The sequence below is a fragment of the Anaplasma capra genome (assembly GCF_025628805.1).
Lineage (GTDB): Bacteria > Pseudomonadota > Alphaproteobacteria > Rickettsiales > Anaplasmataceae > Anaplasma > Anaplasma capra.
Genome location: NZ_JAOTBG010000006.1, coordinates 79,625 through 102,729 on the forward strand (window position 1 = coordinate 79,625; position 23,105 = coordinate 102,729).

Here is a 23,105-nt window from a genome sequence, read left to right on the forward strand (position 1 = left end):
CCGCTGTAGCGTATTATCGGCGGTTCTGAATCGTGAAGTCAAGTCATGCTGAAGAAGGTTTTTGCTTTTAGCTCAGTTACGCTCGTATCAAGAGTTCTTGGCCTACTGCGCGACACTTTAATAGCCTATACGCTGGGTGCGCAGGGATTGTCCGATGTATTTCTCGCTGCGTTTCGCCTGCCGAATTTGTTTAGAACATATTTTGCGGAAGGGGCGTTGAGCTCGAGCTTTGTGCCGCTATACTCGCAAAAACTCTCTGAACAAGATGCCCCAGAAAAATTTGCCAGCCAGATATTCTCTTCGCTCCTGATATTTCTTTTGGCATTTTGCCTAATCATGGTCATATTTACTCCCCAGATTTTGGGGGTGTTCACTCCAGGGTTCTTGCTAAGCTCGTATAAATTTAATCTGGCAGTAGAGCTTTCAAGAATAATGATGATATACCTCTTTTGTATGTCTCTCTCGTCTGTAGTGGGTGGTGTCCTACAGGCGCACAATAATTTCTTCGTGACCGCAGTTTCGCCAGTGCTTTTGAATTGCTGTGTAATTATCAGCGCGCTGATCCCGCATTCAGGTGTACCTGTGTATTATTTTTCTGTGGCCGTATCGCTATCTGGTGTCTTGCAACTCATCCTGACATTGTACGTTGCTACGCATAAGGGTATTGGGATCAAATTTGCATTTCCTACTCTTGATGATGACATGAAAGTGTTCTTGAAAAGGGCGATGATGTCGGCGCTCAGTGGTTGCATCACCCAGATCAGTGTGTGGCTGAACGTCTTGTTTGCCAGCTTTATTCCTGGTGCGATATCTTACATATACTATGCTGACAGGCTCAATCAGTTGCCTCAGGCTCTAGTGGGAATATCCATGAGTACTGTGCTGCTTCCTGTAGTGTCCAAGTTGGCCAGAGAGGGCGGTACACAGCGCATGATCGAGATGCAGAATAATGCACTAGACCTGGGAATGACCCTTATAGTACCTGCTGCTGCCGCTCTAGTTGCCATACCCGATGCAATTCTGCTTTCTCTGCTGAATTATGGCCAGTTCGACTATTGGGCTATAGGTAACACAATTCCGGTTCTCGCGGCTTTGGCAACCTCATTACCGTCCTTTGTAGTGACTAAAATCCTGTTACTGTTTTTCTATGCACGCGGGGAGTTCAAAATTCCAGCATTTTTCTCTTTCATATCGCTAGTTGTCAATGCGCTGCTGAATTATATTCTCATGAAATTCATTGGGTATGTTGGTATAGCAATCGCCTCGTCTATTGGCTCATGGACTAACACGTTATTATTATTTGTTTACCTAAAAGCACACAATTTGTACGGTGTGAGCGAACATTTAGGCCGCAAGATGGCCTGCGTGTTTCTCTCCACCACTGTAATGGTTGTAGTTATTTGCATGGCGAAGACCATATTGGCACCGTTTTTCTTCCAGGGTCCAATTTTCAAGATATCTTCCCTGGTTGTTGTGGTATCTCTTGGAGTGTTGGTGTATTTTTCTGCGCTTCTCGTTGTATTTAGGCAAAAACTGGCTGTCGAATAGCATCACAAATGGTCCAATTTTGGGGTACATGTTAAAGTTCGGGCAAGCGGGCAGTTCCTATGTCGTTGAGCACTTAAATTATTTTTTTCTTAATAATAAACCGCTCACAATGCTCCACTCAACCTACACAAGTATAGATGTGATAACATACTCTGCTATTGATAGGCAAAAAGTGGTTTTGTCGTTTTCTGATGCACAGCACGTGGAAAATCTGAAGGAGAGGTTCACCACGCTGGACGCTGGTGTTGCCTCGAGGGCCATATTCTCCCATGGTGTATCTATATCCTACCATGAGGGGAATCGCGTCGAGCTTGTTCCCGATGAGGAATTTACTTACCACAGCGTGAGTGCCATGATCAATCACATGCTAAACCACGGTTTTACCTTCAAGGTTGGAGTACTATCGGAAATGATGGCGCAGGCATGTAATTTGAATACGGAAGGAGTAGTAATTTTGGAATCTGGATCCGGCCTCTCTTATGCTGTTAGCATATCAAAAGACACTATTGCCCTTTCTCCCGTGTCTGAGCAGTACCTTGACTTCTCTTCGGGGCCGAGTCAAAAACTTGTGGAGGTCCTGTGTAGGCAAGGCTCTGTTGGCTCTGTCACCACGGATGCGAAAAGCAGATCCATAAGGATATCCCACGTAGAAGGAGTTTGTGACACTCTTGCGGCTTTAAGCAATGCATTGGTCAAAGTAGGGGCCGTACCGCGGGAAGATGAAGAGCTGGCACGAAAACAGATGATCAGACTGGCATTTTGGGATTCGGCTAGCAATGAGCTCAAAGTTGTGCGCAGCATCGCGAATTATCCCAATGCTCATCCCCTGAGTAAATACAAAGACGTTGCTAGGACGGTCGAGAACATACTTCACTGTCTGAGCAACAAAACCTGCGATCCTGTAACTCTGGGACGGCTGGAGGATGCGCTGGAACAAAAGGGAGAATTCTCTGGAGTGCCCCCGGTGCTGACTAAGGGGTTCGCCAAGCTGAACAGAGATTTTGGCTCCCAGTTGAAGAACATAATAAACGACTAGATACCAGACCGGTGTACCTCAAGGGAAAGTCTAGCTGGGGCACCCCCCGCGACAGGCCACGGCAGCACAGCGAACTTTAGGGAGGCACACCAGACACCGCCCCTGCTACCAAAGGCACGCCCCCAGCAAAACACGCGCCGCCAAACTCAGCAGCCGCGCCCCTTGGCGAACCAAGGGGCCTCAACACCCGAGATGCGGCGCTCCAATCAAAGGCAAGGAAGAAAGAACCAACAAAACCGCACTATTCTCGTGCGTCTTCTTCCCGATCACTACTACTACTATCGGTGCTGACACCAGTGTTTCCATCCCCGCTTGTGTCGCCCCGGGTTGTTGTCTCAGCATCGCCCCTACTCTCGGTTGCTCCGTGAGCTTTGAACTTCACTACAGTTGGCTCGGTCGCATCAACGAACTCTATGAGGTCGCCACCATCCTCGAACGAAAACTTCATGACCCCGCTTGCCTTATCGAAATTAGCGTGCAATTCGGTTTGCCCGTTTTTCAGCGTTACTTCATCAGCCCACTGGTCGAAGACATACATGTGGCCCTTAGTGATCTCCTTGTCTGTTGCACAAGCTTTGTTACACTCTCCAATCACGTCATCGCCCACGGAAATGACGAGATATGTAGATGACCACACTCCATCAACTCGCTTTTGCTGGTTACCGTTGCAAGCGCAGGCGTTGAAGGAGCCACTGTCCTCGTCTACTGTGACTTTTTGCATAGTCAGCCTTTCGCCACCTACTTCTATATCTATATCGAACAACATACGCAAACTCCCTAGCATTCTATAATCAACACCGTGCCACTGTAACACGTTATTGTGACATTGGCAAACAAGTGTGTATACACACTTTTACCCAACTTTGCGGGTACGTTAGTGATTCCTCAATGATCGAGGTGGCGGCGTCTACATGCGCAAACGGTGCCGTGCTATCCGAGAATCTGCATATCACTTCTAACGGTGTAGTTGTGGGTATTCCATCTAACATCGCTTGCGATTCTGAAGGAGAGGCATGCATACACGCCACACTGCAAAAGTGTGTTATGAGAAAAGTGTGGCGATGGCCGAGGAGGCTGAAGCGTAGTACACTACAGCGGCGAGAAGGCCACCACGCACGTCTTGTTAGTTGTAAAACTTGAGATTTTTCTTTACAGAACTGGCTTTTTGTTGTAGTTCCCTGCGCGGGTTGTTTTTCGATTTAGGGAGTGTGTCTATGGTGGAGTTCGGCGATTACTCTGTAGCGTCTGTAACTGTGACCGGCGTTGTAGGCGGTACGCACGGATGCAGCTTCGGGGAATACTCTGTGCCTGTGGGCCTGTATTTTGATGACTACCAGGATGGTGATATGTCCCTATCGTCCAACGTCACAAGGGTTACCGATGACGAAACCGTTGTCAGGGAAATCTGGATCTATGGCGACATACACGTTGGCAACAAAGATGGGCAGGAAGAAATTACTCTCCGGGATTTCTCTTGCGGAGAACGTAGCCGCCCTAATGGTGTCAACATTGATGGGGCCTATGTCTCGAAGTCTGTGTACGTGGGGCACCCCATTGTTGGTCATAGTGACGGAGATACTCTGGTGTTCCGTACCCAAGAAGGCTGCTACGACATAGTAGTCTCTCTTGAGAAAAAGGCTGAGTGACGATAAACTGCACCAGAACGGGTGGGGCTCTCTCCAGAGTCTGCGTAGGTTCCCCGGCCCCCCGTGGGTACCTGTGGCGTGAGGCTTTGTGATGAAAATCGGTGCCGAACCTGTCCTGCGGGGGTCTGCCCGTCCCCAGTGGGAGGCTGCAGTGCAGTAGTGATGCTTCTCCTAGCCTGATACGTCGCACTGCAGCCCCCTTCGGGGGCCGGGGCCCTTTTTAGCACTTGGTTTTATCTGGGCTGGCGCGTAGCGCTGGCCTGTCCGCTTCGATTCTCTACATCAGTTGTTTGGGGTTGCGCGCGGTGCTGCTGCGTCCCCGATCTTGCCCGGTCTAGATATATCTGGGAACTATGCCCGTGCTGCCAGTACACCGCGGACATTACGATTTGTGCGCGCCAAGTGCGTGCCAAGTGTATTGTTAGGCAAGCGACCCGAGCTGAATGCCACGTTTACTAGAATTAAACGGAGTATGCTTACATTTTTGATTGCATTTGTCACGATTTTCGTGTACGTGGAGGTTGTACGCGGGTCCGGGTTGCTTGCGTTGTTGCGGTTTCTTTGCTCGGAGGGGGTGTGCTTAGGTCTTTTGTTGGTGCTACTTTTGTAGTGCTGCTGTTTGCTGTCTTTTTGTTGTCTGGTGCCGGCTTCACCGCTGGGCTCGCCGGGGGTTCCGGTTTCTACTTGGGTCTCGGCTATGCGCCGTCGTGGGGGGGTGCTAGGGACCTTTACGTTGGCACTCCCGGGAATACCTGGTACGTTCTACCTTATAGGAAGGATGCTTGCGGTAGTGAGGCACTTTCGTGGTCTGGCTTTGACTGGTTCGGCACGGTGGGCGGTGCGCCCGGCGATGCTCCGGTGAAATTTCGGGATGTTAGCCTACGCGGGGTCAGCGGGGCGATTGGCTATGCTCTGTCTGAAAATTCTAGAGTTGAGCTTGAAGTTGCTCGGGAGGAGTTTCCTATTGCTAAGGTTGGTAGCAGGTGCTGGAAGAAGGGAGATGCTTGGTTCCTGTTGCTTGGGCCGGAGGCGGACCTTACCAGGCGGTCTCCGCGTGTTGTCTACGACGGCACAATGAGCAAAGATCAACTTGATAAGCTCGTTAAATCCTTAAGGCGTGGCCTGGATGGACTTCTGGGCGAGGATCTTGCGGAGGCGAACCTGTCAATAAATCTCATGGGGTCGGCGTTGTTGACGCCAGGAGGAGCGCAAAGAACAGACGTGCCGTCTAGCTTTACCTCTAAGCTGGATGCGCTGCTAAAAAAGGTGCTGCCCAGGGTGTGGCCGCACTTGCCATCGGGTGATAAAGAGCTGGTTCTGAGTACTCTCGATGGTAGTTACGGCAGCAGGAGCGAGATTATTGACATTCCTGCAATTGAGCTGACTACAGTTGAAATTGCGGGTTGCCGCGACTTCGCGCTATCAAATCTGTCGACAATCGCTATCGCCCAGGGTGCAACAGTATATAGTTGTGCCAGTATGGGGGCTGGCTTTGTGCAAGCGGCCGGGGAAGGTGTAGCTGAGTTTTCCCTCGGGGCGAGGTTTGGTGTGAGCTACAGGCTGTCCCCAGCTGCATCTGTGTTTGTTGGGGGTGCCGTACGTAGGACCCTGGACTGCGACCTCGGTGTGCCTGTTACTCCTATTGTTGGAGGTAAGGCCGGAGCAGTGGTGGCAGATTTGGGTGTAAAAGGTGAGGCACGGCTCTCTTTCGGGGTTACTTACTTTGCCGGGGAGATCGGCTTGCGATTTTTGATTTAAGATGTGTAGGGGGTGTGGGATATGGTTACTAGGTCTTTGTGGGGTGCGGTTCTAGCTGGGGCTGTGATTGCGTTCGGCAGTTCGTCCGCCGTTGGTGCTGGCTTAGCGCTTGATGATCGTGGTGGAACTGGCCTCTACTTGAGCTTTGGGCTTGCTCCCTCGCTTGGGAGCGTTGAGGATTTTCATACAGGAATCTCCGGTGCGGCGCACGTTACCCTGCCCTATAGAAAGGATGCTTCTGGTAACGAGAACATATCTCCCTTCGATTTTGATTGGGCTGGATATGGCGCTTCGGGGTATTCAGTCAAATTCAAGCGCAGCAGCTTGTGGGGTGTTGGAGGAAGTATAGGGGCGCATTGCTCTGTGGGTAGATTGGAATTTGAAACCGTGCATGAAAGGTTCCCTATTTCCAAGTCTAGTGGTAGGCAGTGGGCTAAAGGGGATTCTGTCTTTCTTCTAGTAGATGATGGGGTCGCGCAGGCGATAGCGGGGCGTTATGGCGGCCCGGCTGTGCTGGCTCTACAGGATGGCCGCACTCCTAGCGAGTGGCATGATAAGTTTATGGGGCTGCTTGATGCTTTTGGTGTCGCCAACGCGAGGGGGCAAGGGACTCTACTGAGTGAATATGACGAAAGGCGAAAGGCTGTTGGTATTATTGCCGCGGCATATGGGCGCATGTATGGTAATAGTAATAGGCAGCGTGATACGCGATCCACGGCTGCTCTGCGCTTGCTTGGCCTTGCAGTAAAGGCAAGTGGAGAGGAGTTTAAGTCCGAGCAGCAGGTGATGATGCGTGAGGCTGTCAGTCGTGTTGGCGGTTACAAGATTGAGATTAAGGGCATTACCGCCAATACAATTGGTGCAAACTACTGCTATGACGTTACGACTGGGATTATTGGTAGCTTGTCTCCGTATGGCTGTATTGGTGCGGGCCTAAGTTTTGTTGAGGTAGCGGGTGGCAACTCAGCGGAGTTCACGTATCAGGCTAAGCTGGGTGCGAGCTATGAAATTTCTCCTAGAGCTAGGGTTTTTGTTGGTGGCGTTTACCGCAGGATTGTGAACTACAAAGACCGCTGCCCTGTTATGACACTGTCTGAGTCATCTGGTTATAGTGAGTATACCGGGGAGAGCAATATCAAGGCTACAGTGTCTTTTGGGCTGCACTACTTGGCTGGGGAAGCTGGTGTGAGGTTTTCCCTCTAGGTTGCTACGCCCCGCCGCGGCCCGGCAGTAGTGGGCGGGGGAACTCCTCCGGGGGCCTCCGGGTATTGGAGATGTTGCGGGGCTTTACTCAAGTTTTATATCGGCGGCTCCTCTCCGGTGTCGCCGTTGCTTTGTCAAGCGTCGGTGATGTGGGTTGCTCCTAGCCCCTTGGAGATGTTTTCGCGTGCCCGGAGGTTTGATTGTTGGTCCTAGGAGCACGTTCGTTCTGGGTGTGATTGGCCGTACCCAGCCGGGGGTGTGCGATGCGGTAGCTGATTCACGAGGCCACGGAATGGCTGGGCAGCTGCAAATGAGGCATGTGTCGAGGGTGGTTATGGCTATCCTAGCTGATTTGCAGTTCCAATGACCGTGAGCTTGCCGTTGGGGACGTGTAGGAGAAGCTTTCACCGTGTCTGTGCCCTGGCGATTCTGTGTATGCTTGCGCAGCTGTCGGTATGGTTTTCCCTGGGAGTTTTGTACAGGCTGCATAAGTATGGTGTGGCCTTCGATTCTCTCGCAAGATTACTTTGTGGTTGTTGGGGATGAATCTAGCCAGTGCTCCACGAGTTTGTTAAACACTGGTCGCACAGCACATGAGAGTGGACGCTCGGAGTTGGCCAGTTGCTGCTTTTGGGCTATGTGTGCGCTCAGGGGGAGGTGTCGTTTGGCGCTTTTGGATGAGCTGGCCGAGAAGGCTGGGTTTGGTCCTCCAATTATAGTGTCGCAAAAGCTTACAACCCGTACCTCACATGGGGTTTATACTGTTGTTGGCTATGTGAAAGCACTTGAAGTGTTTTTCCAACCCTGCGAAGTTTTTGCCATCGACGTCGGTAATCCATGTCTGACACCCCACGTCTTTTATGGTACGAATAAGCTCTTCCTTGTGGACGTTGTCCAGGTGAGACATGATGTCGTCTAGCAGCATTATAGGCGCCTGGTTGTGTATCCGGCGTTTTGAAATCGCCGCAGTCAACAGTAACGATAATAGTAAGATTTTTTGTTCACCAGTCGAACAGCTGCTTGCCATTATGTTTTTGTTTACATCAGACATTTGGAATTGATCATTATGGATGCCGAAAGAGGTCAACTGTCCGGACGCATCTTTGGCTCTACTTTCTTCCATATGCTGTAAATAGCGGTCCACTGCGCGTTCTTGATCATCTAGCAACTCAAAAACCCTGCTATCCAGGTGTATTGCGAACTTCAAAAATGGGGAGTCAATGTCATTGTCTGATGCGGTGCGCTGTAAAATCTTGAGTACATTGAGCCGGGTTTGCGCTATGTGTACGCCACTGGATGCCATTACGCTTTCTAAGCTGGTGAGCCAGTTAAGGTTTTGTGGGGCTTCATGTAGGACTTTCTTCCTGTCGCGCTTTGCCTTCTCGTACTTTATCATGTGTGAGGAGTAGTCTTTATCAAATATGTGCACTACTCTGTCGAAGAATCTAAGGCGTTCTGACGGCGCCTTCAACAAAATGTGGTCAAGTTGTGGTATGAGCCACACTATGCACAGTATGTCGTGTAATGCGCTGTAACAGCTGGCTTTTTTATCTATGGATAAGCGGCGTTTGCTCTCGTGCTTTGTTATGCTTACCGAAAATTGTGTTCCGTTGCTAAGGACCGTATGATGCACCCCCCAGGGAGTTTCTGATTTATGATTCTGCATACAGTCGGCACCTATGTTCCGCAATCCTGAGCCTTTTGACAGTAAGGATATTGCCTCCAGAACATTAGTTTTACCTGACCCGTTCTCGCCCAGCAAAACAACCGGGCTACCTTGGCTGTCGAGTTCCGCTTTTGTGTAATTCCGGAAATTGCACAACTTTATGCTCTTGATGCATGACTGCGGACTGGAGGACATATGCAAGTTGTTATAACAGCCACGAGCGCCGTGCAAGCATAACCTCTTGCGCCGTGCGAGATCTATTTTTTGTTTTGCGAGACACGTATCGTACTGAGTTCCATCTTGACTGCGAAAATGTGGCGGTACCGCACGAGAGCTCGCTTTGCTGAATTTTGCCTTCTTGCGAAGTTGCCTGCGTGCCTACTTGATTATGAGCCTTGAAAGGAGCCCCGGTGCACACTAAAAGCTGACGCGTCGTAGAGGCAACGTTGTGGTCCACCTGGGTGCAAGCCACGCATGTTCCTTCCATAGCCTCAGATCTAGAGTTTAAGGCAGAGCGCACGCGTTCGCCGCAACAGCCAGCACCCACAGAGGACTCCGCGCCCCGTCCTAAAACGCCCACAGCTTGACCTGCATGCCCAACACTAGACCCTTACTCTGACGATGGATACAAAGAATAGCACAACCACGAGTACGAGCAACAGCGCAAGCAGCGCGTAACTTTTTGCTCGCCTTTTGTGCTGAAATTCTCCATCCACTGCGATACTCCAGAGTTTGCTCGTGGCCAAAACCATAAGCGACCATCCTAGGGTTTCACCATAAAGGGTGAAGAATGTCAAGAGATTTGCACGCAACCGGCTATATTTGCAACCCAAAACGGGCCAGATGTGCGCTAGAACCGACGTCTGTGGCTCCCTTCGCGAACTCAAATGGAAGGCGCCAAAGGCCAGCGCTGCCACAATGCTGATGCACCGTGCCTTGTGCACCGAGTGCCAGATGAGCGCTAGAAAAGCGCAGCCTCCTGTGTGAGCTCAAACAGCTGGCGCCGTGCTCCTAAACTAATCACCACACAAGAGCGTCCCGCGGCTCTATAGAGCGCCCAGCACCAAATGGCGCGTGCGCGGATACCCCCTCCTCCCTGCAGAGAACCTTAGACCCACAGGCCCAAGCGTTGAGGATTGCTGCCATCCTCCTCTATTTAGGAAGCTGCGCCCTAATAAATGACAAAGCAGCACCCCACAAGTGCCTGAGGCGTCCTACCACTAGGCTGCAATGCCCCTTGCACCACTTCTCGACGCTGTGGCGGCCGACGTGCTGTCTTGCGGCGCCGATGGTCGGCCGAGACGCGGCTGCCGCCGGGCGACTTTGTTGAGGCGATGCCGCCTTAGACGTTGTTGCCTTAGGCGATGCCGCTCTTGACGCTACTGCTTTGGATGCTACTGCCTTTACACTTGTGCTCTTCTTCGCTGTAGCGTTGCCCTTCGATGACGCAGCAGTACGCTTCTTTGTGCTTGACGCGAGCCCGCTGCCTACGGATTTTGCTGCCTTCTTGGCGCTATTTTTAGGCTTACTGCCAATAGTTTCTGACATGAACTGAACTCCCCTTCTGCGTTTGGAACGACCTAGGATTGTAGCTGGACGACGTTGAACCAACCCTAAATTGTGAAAACATAGTGAAATTTTCAACCACAACAGTTTGGAATTTCTTAATGAAACGGCCACACTCGGGAACCACCGCCGACGTTGCCTGGTGGATAGCGCCTCTGGCTGTGTTTTCGTGGCATGCATTTTGATGTGTGGACCGTATGTATAATGGATCAAGACCATTATCATCCCCTCTGTTGCGAGTGTGTGGATTCGGCCTTTGCCCAATTGACGATTATTTCGTCGAATAACGAGCTGGAGACTTTGTACGTTTTGCATTATTTAGGGGGTGCTTAAGGGGTTTAGGAAAATGGCGAGTTTTGTTGTGATTGATGCCTATGGGTTCCTGTTTCGCGCGTACTATGCGCTGCCACAGCTTTATACTTCGCGTGGCATACCCGTAGGAGGGGTGTATGGGTTTATTAACATTCTTTTGAAGCACCTTACCTCACACGATGCTGACTACTTGGTTGTAGTTTTTGATACGGGAACAAAAAACTTTCGCCACACCATGTATCCCCAATACAAGATGAATCGGCCACAGTTACCGGAGGATTTAATTAGGCAGTTTTCCCCACTGCGGGAGGCGGTAAGTGCGTTGGGCATTGCAAGTGAGGCAGTGCCTCATTACGAAGCAGACGATGTTATTGCTACGCTAAGCGCGAAGTATGCATCTGAAGATGTCCAGGTTCAAATAATTACCGCGGACAAAGACCTACTGCAGCTTATGGGGAAAAACGTGCATATTTTTGATCCCATTAAGAATCGGTACCTTACCAATGAGTATGTGCTGGATAAGTTTGGTGTGACTTCGGACAAAATACTAGATGTACTGGCCCTGACTGGAGACGCTTCTGATAACATTCCGGGTGTGCCTAGCATTGGGGTTAAGACTGCAGCAAAGCTCATCAATCAGTTCGGATCTCTTGATAACGTCCTGAATTGTGTGGAGCAAGTGGAGCAAAAAAAATGTCGGGAAATGCTAATGCAGCATGCAGACCAGGCGACACTTTCTAGGGATTTAGTGTTGCTGAATCGGGAAGTTGAACTTGATGGAGAGCTAGATAAATACGTAAAAAAACTCCCTGAGAACGAACAATTGCTCGCTTTCTTGCAGAAATACGAACTTGAATCCTTGCTAGAGAAAATCGCAAGGTATTATCAGATTTCTCTGGAGGTCCCGTCGCAGCAAAAAGGGATGGAGGAAATCCCAGCCCAGATAGAAGAGGACACGGCAACCTTTTTGGGTAGGTGTAGAGATAAAGGGCTGCTGGCTTTTTATGCGGAAATTGAAAACGGAGCCGTCAGCAGGCTTTCAGTTGCTTGTGACGAAGAATGCGCGCTTTCTGTAAGTGGGGAAAATGTATTGCAGTTTATGGAGGAGGCTAAGGAGATTTTTACTTCAGATGCCGTGCTGAAGATTGTATATGATGCTAAGCTCATTATGAGGCATTTTCCCGATCTAGGTGCGTTTGATGACATTATGCTTATGTCCTACAGCCTGGATGCGGGGAGCCGTGACCACGGTTTGGATAGCATAGTTCGCAGTTACCTGAATAAAAAATGTCCGGCCGCGACGGCCCGCGTCTTTGTGCAGTTACACTCTGCTATGAAGAGAAAACTGCTATCGGAAAGGTTGTTTACGGTCTATTACCGGCTTGAAAGACCACTTGCGCGCGTCCTTTATGAAATGCAGGAGGTTGGCATCGAGGTAGATACCGAGATTTTAAAACAGCTTTCCCACAGTTTTCACGATTCTATACGCTCACTAGAGGGGGAAGTATATGATCTTGCTGGATGCAAATTCAATATTGCTTCCGCCAAGCAATTAGGAGAGCTCCTGTTCGGGCGAATGGGGCTCAGTAGCAGTGCAAGGAAAATGCGCTCAGGATCGTATTCTACCAACGCTGAAGTGCTTACAGAGCTTGCTGCAGATGGAGTAGAGATTGCAGATAAAATTCTCAAATGGCGGCACTTTTCCAAGCTCAAAAGCACCTACGTTGATGCTCTACTGAGACAGGTGGAAGCTGGCACAAAGCGGGTACACACAAACTACTCTATGACTGCTACTGCTACTGGGAGAATAAGCTCGAGTAACCCCAACTTGCAAAATATACCGATCAGGAGCAAAGAGGGCAGTGAAATTAGAAAAGCATTTGTGGCACGTGAAGGTCATAAGCTAATCTCTGCAGACTACTCGCAGATGGAGCTTAAAATCATGGCTCACATTGCGGGGGTCAGAGCCTTTAGGGACGCGTTTGCTGAGGGAAGAGATATCCATCAGGTAACCGCGCAGCAGATTTTTGGTGACAATGCGGAGGATCCTAATCTTAGAAGAAGAGCAAAGTCTATAAACTTTGGGATCATATATGGTATGAGTCCCTTTGGGTTGGCAAAAAACGTTGGTATCACAAAACAGGAGGCAAGCCGATATGTAGACCAGTACTTTGGTGCCTACCCCGAGATAAAAAACTACATGGAGGAAATCAAGGCCTATGCGAGGAAACACGGGTATACCAGGACGGTATTTGGCAGAAAGTGCTACGTTGTTGGGATGGATAGCAACCAACATGCTGTCAGGAGTGTTGCAGAGCGCGCTGCCATAAATGCTCCAATACAGGGTACCGCTGCTGATGTTGTAAAGAAAGCGATGATAAACTTACACAACCAGCTTACAGTTGGTTCCATAATTCTGCAGGTGCACGATGAACTGCTGGTTGAAGTTCCCGAGGATCAGGTAGACAGGGCTGCGAAGCTCATAAAGGAGGTGATGGAAGGTGTTGTTACGAACTTTTCTGTGCCACTTGTGGTTGACATAGGGGTTGGTACAAGTTGGGGTGATATGACGAAATTGGAGTCTGTGTAGTACCCGTCTAGCGACTGAGGGCGCAAACTTTGTGCACTCGTTAGAGCATAAATTACCGGCTCTGCCACGTGCAATTTTGTGTTACTTGGTTACGTCTTGAAAGACGTGATCTAAGAGCTATAATGCGCGAGGATCGTATTTTGTGGTTGCTGCCTTGTCTGATAGTAGAGGAGAGTTCCGCAAAACTTCTGGGGGAGTGAACCCGAAGGCCACGAAAGCCACGGTCGTATCCGCCTCCATACTTTCCGCTGATTTTGCAAATCTTAGTTCATCGGTTGCCGCGGTGGAGGCTGCTGGCGCTGACTGGCTGCATATTGACGTGATGGATGGCTGTTTTGTGCCCAGCCTGACCTTTGGGCCCGTGGTGATCGCTGGTATTAAGCAGTGCACCAACTTGGTGTTAGATGTGCATTTAATGGTAAAATCCCCAGCCTGCCACCTGCAGGGTGTAATTGATGCGGGTGCCGACATTGTTACTGTGCATGCGGAGTCAGACGTACATCTACATAGGTTTGTGAAAGAAGTTAAAGCCTGTGGGAAAAAAGTAGGAGTTTCTTTGGTGCCTAAGACCCACCACAGTGCCTTGGAGTACATAATACACGAGTTGGATCTTGTGCTTGTGATGTCCGTGGATCCGGGGTTTGGAGGCCAGGAATTTCTTGCATCGCAACTGCGTAAGATAGAGGCAATACGTGAAATGATAGAAAAGTATTCTCTATCCACTAAAATATCGGTAGACGGGGGTGTGACTACTGAAAATGCTGGCTCTGTTATGAGCGCAGGTGCGGACGTGGTGGTTGTGGGCACATCACTTTTTAAGTCCGGTAATATGTTTGAGGTTGTAAGGACTTTGAAATCATTTTGGTAGTACGTGAGGTTGGAATTGAAAGCTGTCTGCATGGTTTTTGCCGCCATTGGTGGGTATTTCATTGAACTGTTGGTGCCAATTGGCAGAATGTCCATTTTTTTTGCGCGGTCTTCAGTTTATGGCATCACCCCGCCTTACTACTTCCGAGTAGCGGCAAAACAGTTTTTTGAGATGTGGTTTTTTTCTCTCCCCATTGTTGGGGTTACCGCACTGTTTACAGGTGGTGCGCTGGTGCTACAGGATACCCTGGTGGTCGGGGGAGGGAAGGTTGCTGCACACTTCATGGCTGGTATAGTGACTGTCGCTACAGTGCGGGAGCTTGGTCCCGTGTTGATAGGGCTTATTGTTGCGGGAAGGGTTGGCGCTGCTGTTGCTGCGGAAATAGGAACGATGCGTATTACTGAACAGATCGATGCTCTAGACACTCTTGCGGCCAACCCACTACAGTATCTAGTAATCCCGCGGGTTTTTGCTCTTATGGTCGCCATGCCCGTGCTCATCATATACACAGACTTTTTAGGTATATTCGGTGGATATGCGGTTGGCACTTTGGGTTTAGGCTACGATTCACATGAATATCTGGGGGGTGTTGTAGAATTTTTGCGTCTCAAAGATATAGTGGAAGGTTTAGTCAAGGCAACATCTTTTGGTTTTGTGATTTCACTTGTTGGCTGCTACAGCGGATATTACTGCAGTGGAGGCGCTAGAGGAGTCGGCGCTGCAACAACCAACACCGTTGTTACGTCCTCCATGCTTATTGTACTACTCAACTACGCGATTACAGCTCTTTATGCATAATGCCATGTATGCCGTATCTATCTCTGATTTACACATGTCTTTCCGCGGTAAGGAAGTACTGAGGGGCGTCAATCTCGACATTTCTTGGGGGGAGTCTCTGGTGATACTGGGGGAGTCCGGTAGTGGAAAGTCGGTACTAACAAAAGTAATTTTGGGGTTGATGGTTCCCACGTCTGGCAGTGTGGTGGTGGATGGTGTAGATGTGGTGCAAAACAAAGGGAATACGAAGGATTTTAGCGTCCTGTTCCAAAACTGTGCCCTGTTTGACAGCCTTACTATATGGGAAAATGTGGTTTTTAATTTCCGCAGGAGGTTGGGTATCAGCGAAAGTAGGGCTAAGGAGCTTGCAGCACTTGGGCTGGAGATGGTAGGCCTGGATTCTAGCATCATGTACATTTACCCTGCGTTACTCTCTGGCGGCATGAAAAAAAGAGTGGCGCTTGCTCGCGCGATAATTGGTAGATCGAAAATCATGATTTTGGATGAGCCGACCTCTGGACTAGATCCTATAATGTCAGATGTGGTGAATGATATTATTGCTAGGTGTCACGATGAGTTTAAACTCACCGTTATAACCATAACTCACGACATTGACAGCGCCATGAAAATAGCTAGCAAGGTTGCAGTCTTGAAGGACGGTAAGATCATCGCTTGTGAGGGGGTCGATGACATAAAAAACAGCAGAGATCCCTACGTTATAAAGTTTATGCGCCTCGCTTCCTGATAGTCGGCGCACAAATTTATGTTGCGGGCTGTGGCGCCGCTGTGTAACCCGAAAAATATTCCGTTGGCGGATAAGACTCCCGGCATATTATACTTACCCGCTTATGTACGGCTCTGTGCTTGATGCATTAGGTAACCTCGACACAACGTATGGGCTTTAAATGTGGAATGCCGTAGATCTGGATGGGTGCGCGCCTGCCTTTATACGCACGCTTACGGGAATGCAAGCCGAAGCCATCTTATCGTGTCGTGACGACGATAGTCCGCTCTCCATCCTTTTAGATGCTATGTTGCCTAGTGTCCAGGAGCATGGCGTGCTCAGTGATCTGTGGACTATGCTGCGCTCTGCAATAACTTATGGCGGCAATGGCGAGGCGTCAGGTTCAGGTGCGATTGCAACCCGTAGGCAGCAATCTACCATAAAGGGTGCTCCGGTTCGGGCTGGCAGCGTACCGGATGAAGTGGATCTCGTATCGAGAAGGGACCGCCGTATTCCTGCGATCATTGAATGCATAGGCATAATTGCGGACAAAATTGAGCAAGCACGCTTAGCATCTATGAAGAGGGGGAAAATTACACACGAGGTGTTTGTGCGCAACGTGGAGAAATTTTTGCAGCAGGAGCACGTCTGTATCCACAGTTGTAATGGTGACTCTACGGAAGTGCGCAGGAGCTTCATTTACATGCTGTGCATCCAGTACTTCATGAATACGGGCAATAAAGAGCGACAAGGTCTCATACTGGGGGTCATAAAGAAGTTTCTGTTGGGTTTTTCTAGGTATGCGCTTGATGGTCGTGGTGCACGCTCCATCCACTATGCTTTGTCAATGTGTGGTGGTATGCACGAGGCGCAATTTATGACTGAGATCATACGCCCCTTGATTGCGCAGGAGATGCGGCGCTTTCGCACGGAGTGCACTGACAGCTCCCTTTCTACGGTGCTTAAGGACCGCGAAGGTAATGGTCCTCTGCACTACGCACTGAGCTCTGTGTATTGTTCCGAGGGTGCAGTAAGGTACGTGCTTTCACGCCTTGATAAGATTGACGTGCCAGGGGAGCCAGCTTTGCTTCAAGAATTTATTGCTGGAGTGCCTTACTACGCGCTTTTTTGTTCGCTTAGTGAAGACTGTATGCGATTTAGATCAGCGTTTAAGCAGTCGAACGTGGAGCTAAGGAATGCCATATGCTGGCTAGATGGCCGTAGCGATCCCAAAATGATGGATCTCCACTCAGTTTCTAGAGTGCTAAGAAGACGCCTGGAGAGTTCGGATGGACTCTCTGAGCGTCTTAGGAGCTTCAATGGCAGGTTTTATAGTATATTTCGTATGTTGCGTGCAAAGGATGCCAGAATCCGTGGTACCGGTGCATTGTTACAATATGAGGCATTCGCTCCCGCACAAGAATTTTTTGCCTACTGCAAACAAAGGTTAGACAGCATAAGGGCGGAATCTGATGCCGAGTCCAACCTCTTCGATGGCCTGATACGTGACCGTTTCGGTGAGCTCTTCAGTTTTAGCAAGCACAAGCACCTCGGTGCAAAGGCAGCGGCGCATGAAGTAATGGGTTATGTGCTAAGTGATAATGCATACATCAGAAGGGTAAACATATGTGCAGACTACGCACGCAAGCGGTTCAATAGTAGCGCGGCCAAAAGTAACGAGGAGTGGCCATATGACACGTATACCACGGTGGTTAACTGCTTTTTTGCAGTGATGTGTTCGATGTGCAAACCAGCCTCAAAGTTTTTTCGCGATCACACCGAATTATGTAAAGGGTTTCTGCACGCCAAGGGTGTTTACAATAAAGAACGTGCGGCACTTGCGGTGTACTGCTACTTACTTTTGGGTGGGGGAGTAGTCACGTTGGTGTGCATCTTTGTAGGTATTTTTATGGGCAGCCAAGCACCACCCGATGTTAAGCTCTGGCAAATTTTTGGCTTTTCTTGGACCGCGATTCTGCTGTGCACCGCTTTGTGTGCTTACTGTCTGCTGGAGAGGATGAACGTTACGCGTGAGATATTAAAACTCGAACGCGGTTCGGAAAGCTATATACTTGGTATATTGCACGATGGAGAGCGTGCACTTGCCGGGAATTCACCACGCGTAGGGGTGGAGGCTCCTGGTCCAGTGCTTGCGTGCGGCGCACCAACTACTGCTGAGGTGTCAATGCCTGCTATTACGGAGCCCTCTGCCGGAGTAAGGGTGGGCTATGTTGCTGGCATATCCTAATTCTGGAGTTGCTGCATCCGCCAATCCGGTGTGCCCGTGGTGTCACAGCGGCTGTTGGAAGAATAACCTAGTCACTAAGCTGTTCTGCGCGGAGGGCAGCAAAACAAAAGAGGTGCAATGTAGAGTACACTAAAACTGCCTCTGTAGCGCGCTGTGTAGGAGTGCATCAAGCTTTGACTTATATTGCGAGTCTGGGAATGGGTCCAAGAATCTGCGAGAGGCATTTACATAATCTGTGGCGAACTGCGTGGCTTTTGTTACGATGTCAAGAGACGCGATGTAGGAGTACGCTGCCTTAAGATCCGAGGGCTTGCCAGCCAGAGCGCCCCTTAGTAGCTCTTTCGTCGTAGGATCTGCCCCCTCGTGTGCTATGATCAAGGGGAGTGTCACCTGCCCGTTGCTGAGGTCTTGCCCGGATGTTTTTCCCCACTCTTCACGTTGTGTCGTGTAATCGAGTAGGTCGTCTACAATCTGAAATATTATGCCAAAATTGTGCCCCCAATCTCTCAGTGCCTCACGCTTATCATGCGAGACTTCTGACATAACGCCTGCGGACTCGCACGTTGCAGCGAACAGGGCAGCAGTTTTTGCTGATATTATTTCGAGGTATTTTTCACGTGTCATGTTCAGATCTGTGCCGTACGTCATTTGCTGGATTTCACCTGTGATTATTGTGCGAGATGCCTCGGAAAATACGGTGAGTAGCTCAAAGTTTCTACATGCGACGACCCACCGAAAAGCCATGGCCAGTAGAAAGTCTCCTACCAGAATACTTGCTTTATTCCCCCATAGGCTGTTTGATGTTCTAATACCTCTACGCAGGTCGCTTTGGTCCACTACATCATCGTGCAGCAAGGTTGCGCTATGTATAAACTCTATAGCGGCTGCTATGTGAATTTTGCGCCTGTCATTTAGTTCCAGCATTCTGCAGGTTGCGAACAACATAATTGGCCGTATGCGCTTGCCTCCTGAGAGCATGAGGTGACTGACTATATCCGCAACATATGAAATTTCGCTGTTGCCCGCGTCTATAATGAGCTTCTCCATCTCCTTGAGATCTTCCGATACCAAATTCTTGAGCTCCTCTAATGTCCTACTAAAAGCGTCTGACACGGTTCCCACTAACGATAAACATAAGTAGTGGCCGCTAGAGACATGACCATTGAAAAGACGGCAATAATCCACGCTCTAATAACGATGGTGGGCTCTTTGAGGCCCAGCTTTTCAAAATGATGATGTACAGGAGCTACCAGGAAAATTTTTCGCCCTTTTGTGAGCTTAAAAGCCACCTGTATCATGGAGGATAGCGCCTCTGCTACAAATACAGAACCCGCAATTGCGAAAATCAACTCGCACTTCAGCATAACACTCATTAACCCCAGTGATGCCCCAATAGGCAGGCTGCCCAAATCTCCCATAAATACCTTAGCCGGATACGCGTTGAACCACAAAAAACTCAGGGCGCTGCCGACAAGCGCTGCACAAAACAAAGGTATGTTCTCGCTGGTCACGACCGACGCAGTTCCTGCGTCCAATGCTGACGACAAGCTGCCTATAATTCCCAAAACCACAGCGGAGGTTATAATTGGCACTGTCGCAAGCCCATCAAGCCCGTCCGTCAAGTTCACAGCGTTCGACGACCCCACTATAACTATATAGGCAAAAGGAATATACATCCACCCCAGGCTTGTCAATTCTTTGGAGAATACGTGTGTGCTGGTAAAGTCGTTAGAAATGAACGACAGGCAAATTAGAACTAATGACGTTATCAGCAGTTGTGCGGCCAACTTCGTTCCTAGCCCAATACCTTCGGGGTTCTGCCTAGTAAATTTCAGGTAGTCGTCCACTCCTCCAAGTATTGCCGAGGGGATCAAAGTTGCCAGTATGACCCATATATCCCAACTTTTTAGATTTCCGAACACCGCTACAGACACTAAGCACGGTAGGAGCACAACGATGCCGCCCATAGACGGTGTGCCCCTTTTCCAGATAACATGTTCCGCCGGAAGGCAACTGCGCACAGGATTTGTTCCTTTTTGGATACTCCGCAGTGCAGCTATGACACTGGGCGCCATCGCGAATCCCAGGATTGCCGACAAGCAAAAACAGTAGAAGTACTGCGAAGCTGCGACCCCCACCACTGTGCTACACAACCTTGCCTCTAGAGTCCGTAGTAATTCCTGAACTCCATAGGATGCGGATATGAGCGCAAACTGTCAATATCTGATTTCCCGATCTGTATGAAGGAGTCTATCTGTTCACTGGCGAAAACCCCTCCCTGTAGGAGGAAATCCCGGTCCTCATCCAAAGACTCCAGCGCATCCTCTAAGCATGCGGGTATGGATAACAAATCACGTGTTACCTGTGGGTCCGCGCTGTACAAACTGCCCACAACCTCCTTGGGGAGGATCTTATTCTTAATACCATCTAGCCCCGCCATAAGCTGTGATGCAAAGCATAAATACGGATTTGCTAGAGGATCTGGAAATCTCACCTCTATCCTTGCAGCTGCTGGGCTGTTGCCTGGAGTGTGCGGTATCCGTACTGCTGCAGACCTGTTCTCATGAGAATACGCCAGCCAAGTTGGAGCCTCAAAATTTGGCAGCAAACGCTTGTAGCTGTTGGTTGATGGATTTGCAAACGCGCTCAAAGCTCTACCGTGCTTCATTATGCCTCCAATGTAGTACAAGCACAGCTCGGAGATTCCCTTGTTGTTTCCGTGGAACAAATTGCTATTGTCTTTCCACAGAGATTGGTGGCAGTGCATGCCACTACCGTTATCACCATATACAGGTTTTGGCATGAAAGTCACGCTTTTACCGTAGGAGCCCGCCACGTTGCGCAACACATACTTGCACTTCTGTACGTTGTCTGCGCTTTCTACAAACCCCGCGTACCGAAACCCAACTTCGCATTGTGCTGCGGCAACCTCATGGTGGTGCAGCAACGGCGTAATTCCAACCTCATGTAGCACGGAAAGCACCTCCGAGCGTATGTCGTGCGAGGAGTCTACCGGTGACAGCTTACAGTACCCATCCTTTGCTTGCATCCTGTACCCGTGGTTTGGGGAGGAGGACTCCTGAGTGCCAGCTCCGCCACTCTCCTCCTGGCCAGCTAGCTGAAAGTATGTGTGATAGGGGTCTACACTAAAACACACGCGGTCAAAAACGAAAAACTCCAGCTCAACGCCAAAGGAGCACACGTCCGCGATTTTGGATGACAGCATGTACTCCTGCGCCTTGCGTGCAGTGAAGCGTGGATCACAGGAATAGTCAGAACGTGAACGCGGGCTTACGACATCGCAAATTACTACCAGAGACGGCTGGGAGGAAAATGGATCCATAAACGCGGTCCTGACGTCTGGAACCAGAAGCATGTCCGACTTATCTATGGGTTGCCACCCCGTGACTGAAGAGCTATCGAAGGTTATACCAAGGGAAAACACGTCAGCACCCACCGCAGAGGCACTGTATGTTATGTGGCGCCATGCACCACGGAGATCCGTGAACCTCCAGTCCACAAACTTAACCGAATTTTTTGCAATATAGTCCAGTAAATCTTCTGCACACACAAACACGACAAAACTCCCAAAAAAAAAGCGCGGGCGCAGTGTAGTAAATTTTCCGTGTCCTGACAAGAGGTAAAAACAACCAGTACGAATTGTAAGCATATTTGTTGTGAAGTATGCGCTCAAAGACCGTTAAGACTTTTGACTTCCATAGGCAAACAAGTTACCATTGGGCGTGGTATGCTGTTTTCAGCGTCTTCTTGGGTCCTGTAGCTCAGTTGGCAGAGCAAGTGGCTTTTAACCACCGTGTCGCGCGTTCGATTCGCGCCGGGACCACCAGTGCTTGGTGCTGTCGGAGTTGGTGAGGGCTTATGGGGTTCAAGTCCGAGTTTTTGAATACGCTGCAGGTCAGGGGGTATCTTCGCCAGTGTACTGATGCTCTTGCACTGGACGAGTTGATGAAATCGCAGTCGATAACTGCGTACATAGGGTTTGATTGCACTGCAAAAAGCCTCCATATCGGGAGCTTGATGCAGATTATGGTTATGAGATACCTTCAAAAGTATGGCCACAGAGTTGCTGTGTTGTTGGGTAGCGGCACTACAAAAATTGGCGACCCTTCCGGGAAGGACAAAACCAGGACAATGCTTTCCGAAGAGGAAATTGCAACTAATAAGGCTGGGATACTAGGGACCATCAGTAAGTTTCTGTGCCAGGACAATAGTGTTATTGTTGCAGATAACGCTGAGTGGCTAAGCGAGATGCGCTACTTGGAGTTTTTACGGGAAATTGGCAGCAAATTTTCTGTAAATGCAATGTTAGGCCTCGATAGTGTCCGGAGCCGCCTGGACCGGGACCAAAACTTGAGTTTTTTGGAATTCAACTACGTTCTGTTGCAGTCGTATGACTTTATAGAGTTGCACAGAAGGCACAGATGTGTGCTACAGATAGGTGGCGCTGACCAATGGGGCAATATTGTAAATGGCATTGATCTAGGGCGGAAACTGGGGTTACCACAGCTCTATGGTTTGACCACACACCTGTTGCTTACGAGCACCGGAGAGAAAATGGGTAAAACTGCAGACGGGGCTGTATGGCTTGATGCATCAATGTTTGATCCAAGCAGTTACTGGCAGTATTTTCGCAATGTTCCTGATACAGAGGTGGGTCTCCTGCTTAGGCTTTTCACCGAATTGCCCATGAGTAGAATTGTTGAGCTAGAGCATTTAAGAGGCGAGGAAATCAACGAAGCGAAGAAGATCCTGGCGACTGAGGCTACTGGCATATGTCATGGCAGAGATGCCGCGCTTGTTGCTGCAAACTCAGCTATGGAAGTGTTTGAACGCGAAGATGATGGGGGGCTAGCGAGATTTCCACTTAGTAGACAATTTTTGAATCAGGGCATATCAATTGCCAAGCTGCTGCAGTTGGCTGGGCTGGAGGAAAGCATTAGTGCGGGGAAGCGCCTCATAAAAGGCAGGGGCTGTAAGATCAATGGGGTTACTATAGAGGATGCTGATCGCACATTAACTCATGAAGATTTTGAATGCAATGGTGGATATATAACGGTGTTTTGTGGTAAAAAACGCCGTCTGAAAGTTGTTGTAGAGGGGTAGTGCAAGAGTGTGGCCCCTCTAGTGTTGCATAAAGGCTCC

At 49.6% G+C, this 23,105-nt stretch carries 18 protein-coding genes and 1 tRNA gene; 12 read left to right on the top strand and 7 right to left on the bottom strand.

Translation table 11 applies throughout. The features are described from left to right. Positions 1-45: 45 nt before the first annotated feature. Entirely contained in the window at positions 46-1,548 is a 1,503-nt protein-coding gene (gene murJ / locus OC187_RS02105) for a murein biosynthesis integral membrane protein MurJ (RefSeq protein ID WP_262997518.1), read from the top strand. A 28-nt stretch (positions 1,549-1,576) separates the two neighbouring features. Continuing rightward, a complete protein-coding gene (locus OC187_RS02110) occupies positions 1,577-2,584 on the top strand; it encodes a hypothetical protein (RefSeq protein WP_262997517.1) in 1,008 nt (335 codons plus the stop codon). A 241-nt stretch (positions 2,585-2,825) separates the two neighbouring features. On the opposite strand, the gene OC187_RS02115 is transcribed toward OC187_RS02110, so the two are convergent. Next, positions 2,826-3,350, bottom strand: a complete 525-nt coding sequence (locus tag OC187_RS02115) for a hypothetical protein (protein ID WP_263008545.1) — start codon at positions 3,348-3,350, stop codon at positions 2,826-2,828. A 448-nt stretch (positions 3,351-3,798) separates the two neighbouring features. Here OC187_RS02115 and OC187_RS02120 point away from each other — a divergent pair, with 448 nt between their 5' ends. From OC187_RS02120 to OC187_RS02130, 3 genes are all read left to right on the top strand, one after another. Then, positions 3,799-4,230 (top strand): hypothetical protein, encoded by a 432-nt coding sequence (locus OC187_RS02120; RefSeq protein WP_262997514.1) that lies wholly within the window; start codon positions 3,799-3,801, stop codon positions 4,228-4,230. A gap of 576 nt (positions 4,231-4,806) precedes the next feature. After that, positions 4,807-5,988 carry a P44/Msp2 family outer membrane protein gene (locus OC187_RS02125; protein ID WP_262997513.1) on the top strand — a complete coding sequence of 394 codons (1,182 nt, stop codon included), beginning with the start codon at positions 4,807-4,809 and terminating at the stop codon, positions 5,986-5,988. 21 nt (positions 5,989-6,009) lie between these two features. Continuing rightward, on the top strand, positions 6,010-7,191 hold the full coding sequence (locus tag OC187_RS02130; protein WP_262997512.1) for a P44/Msp2 family outer membrane protein: 1,182 nt from the start codon (positions 6,010-6,012) through the stop codon (positions 7,189-7,191). A 745-nt stretch (positions 7,192-7,936) separates the two neighbouring features. On the opposite strand, the gene recF is transcribed toward OC187_RS02130, so the two are convergent. The 3 genes from recF to OC187_RS02145 all read right to left on the bottom strand — a co-directional run bounded on the left by recF (position 7,937) and on the right by OC187_RS02145 (position 10,405). Next, complete coding sequence (gene recF, locus OC187_RS02135; protein ID WP_262997511.1) at positions 7,937-9,052, bottom strand: DNA replication/repair protein RecF; 1,116 nt, start codon at positions 9,050-9,052, stop codon at positions 7,937-7,939. A gap of 407 nt (positions 9,053-9,459) precedes the next feature. Further along, positions 9,460-9,609 carry a hypothetical protein gene (locus OC187_RS02140; protein WP_262997510.1) on the bottom strand — a complete coding sequence of 50 codons (150 nt, stop codon included), beginning with the start codon at positions 9,607-9,609 and terminating at the stop codon, positions 9,460-9,462. A gap of 400 nt (positions 9,610-10,009) precedes the next feature. Next, positions 10,010-10,405, bottom strand: a complete 396-nt coding sequence (locus OC187_RS02145) for a hypothetical protein (RefSeq protein WP_262997509.1) — start codon at positions 10,403-10,405, stop codon at positions 10,010-10,012. A 364-nt stretch (positions 10,406-10,769) separates the two neighbouring features. On the opposite strand from OC187_RS02145, the gene polA reads away from it, so the two are divergent. The 5 genes from polA (at position 10,770) to OC187_RS02170 (ending at position 17,942) form a co-directional block, all read left to right on the top strand. After that, complete coding sequence (gene polA / locus OC187_RS02150; RefSeq protein ID WP_262997508.1) at positions 10,770-13,325, top strand: DNA polymerase I; 2,556 nt, start codon at positions 10,770-10,772, stop codon at positions 13,323-13,325. Between the two features lie 142 nt (positions 13,326-13,467). Then, on the top strand, positions 13,468-14,193 hold the full coding sequence (gene rpe / locus OC187_RS02155) for a ribulose-phosphate 3-epimerase (RefSeq protein ID WP_396124700.1): 726 nt from the start codon (positions 13,468-13,470) through the stop codon (positions 14,191-14,193). Positions 14,194-14,196: 3 nt separating this feature from the next. Next, the gene (locus OC187_RS02160) at positions 14,197-14,991 is read left to right on the top strand and encodes an MlaE family ABC transporter permease (RefSeq protein ID WP_262997507.1); all 795 of its coding nucleotides are present in this window, start codon (positions 14,197-14,199) and stop codon (positions 14,989-14,991) included. A gap of 4 nt (positions 14,992-14,995) precedes the next feature. Further along, positions 14,996-15,715, top strand: a complete 720-nt coding sequence (locus OC187_RS02165; RefSeq protein ID WP_262997597.1) for an ABC transporter ATP-binding protein — start codon at positions 14,996-14,998, stop codon at positions 15,713-15,715. Between the two features lie 160 nt (positions 15,716-15,875). Then, a complete protein-coding gene (locus OC187_RS02170) occupies positions 15,876-17,942 on the top strand; it encodes a hypothetical protein (RefSeq protein WP_262997506.1) in 2,067 nt (688 codons plus the stop codon). Between the two features lie 129 nt (positions 17,943-18,071). Here OC187_RS02170 and OC187_RS02175 read toward each other — a convergent pair whose 3' ends face one another. From OC187_RS02175 to glnA, 3 genes are read right to left on the bottom strand one after another with little or no spacing between them, the layout of a single operon-like run. Continuing rightward, positions 18,072-19,055, bottom strand: coding sequence for a polyprenyl synthetase family protein (locus OC187_RS02175; protein ID WP_263008546.1), 984 nt, complete (start codon positions 19,053-19,055; stop codon positions 18,072-18,074). An 8-nt stretch (positions 19,056-19,063) separates the two neighbouring features. Next, entirely contained in the window at positions 19,064-20,083 is a 1,020-nt protein-coding gene (mraY, locus tag OC187_RS02180) for a phospho-N-acetylmuramoyl-pentapeptide-transferase (protein ID WP_263008547.1), read from the bottom strand. A 20-nt stretch (positions 20,084-20,103) separates the two neighbouring features. Next, complete coding sequence (gene glnA / locus OC187_RS02185) at positions 20,104-21,519, bottom strand: type I glutamate--ammonia ligase (RefSeq protein ID WP_263008548.1); 1,416 nt, start codon at positions 21,517-21,519, stop codon at positions 20,104-20,106. Positions 21,520-21,713: 194 nt separating this feature from the next. On the opposite strand from glnA, the gene OC187_RS02190 reads away from it, so the two are divergent. Together OC187_RS02190 and tyrS are read left to right on the top strand one after the other, a co-directional pair. Next, positions 21,714-21,789, top strand: a tRNA-Lys gene (locus tag OC187_RS02190). Between the two features lie 32 nt (positions 21,790-21,821). Further along, positions 21,822-23,066, top strand: coding sequence for a tyrosine--tRNA ligase (gene tyrS, locus OC187_RS02195; RefSeq protein WP_263008549.1), 1,245 nt, complete (start codon positions 21,822-21,824; stop codon positions 23,064-23,066). The last annotated feature ends 39 nt before the right edge of the window (positions 23,067-23,105 follow it).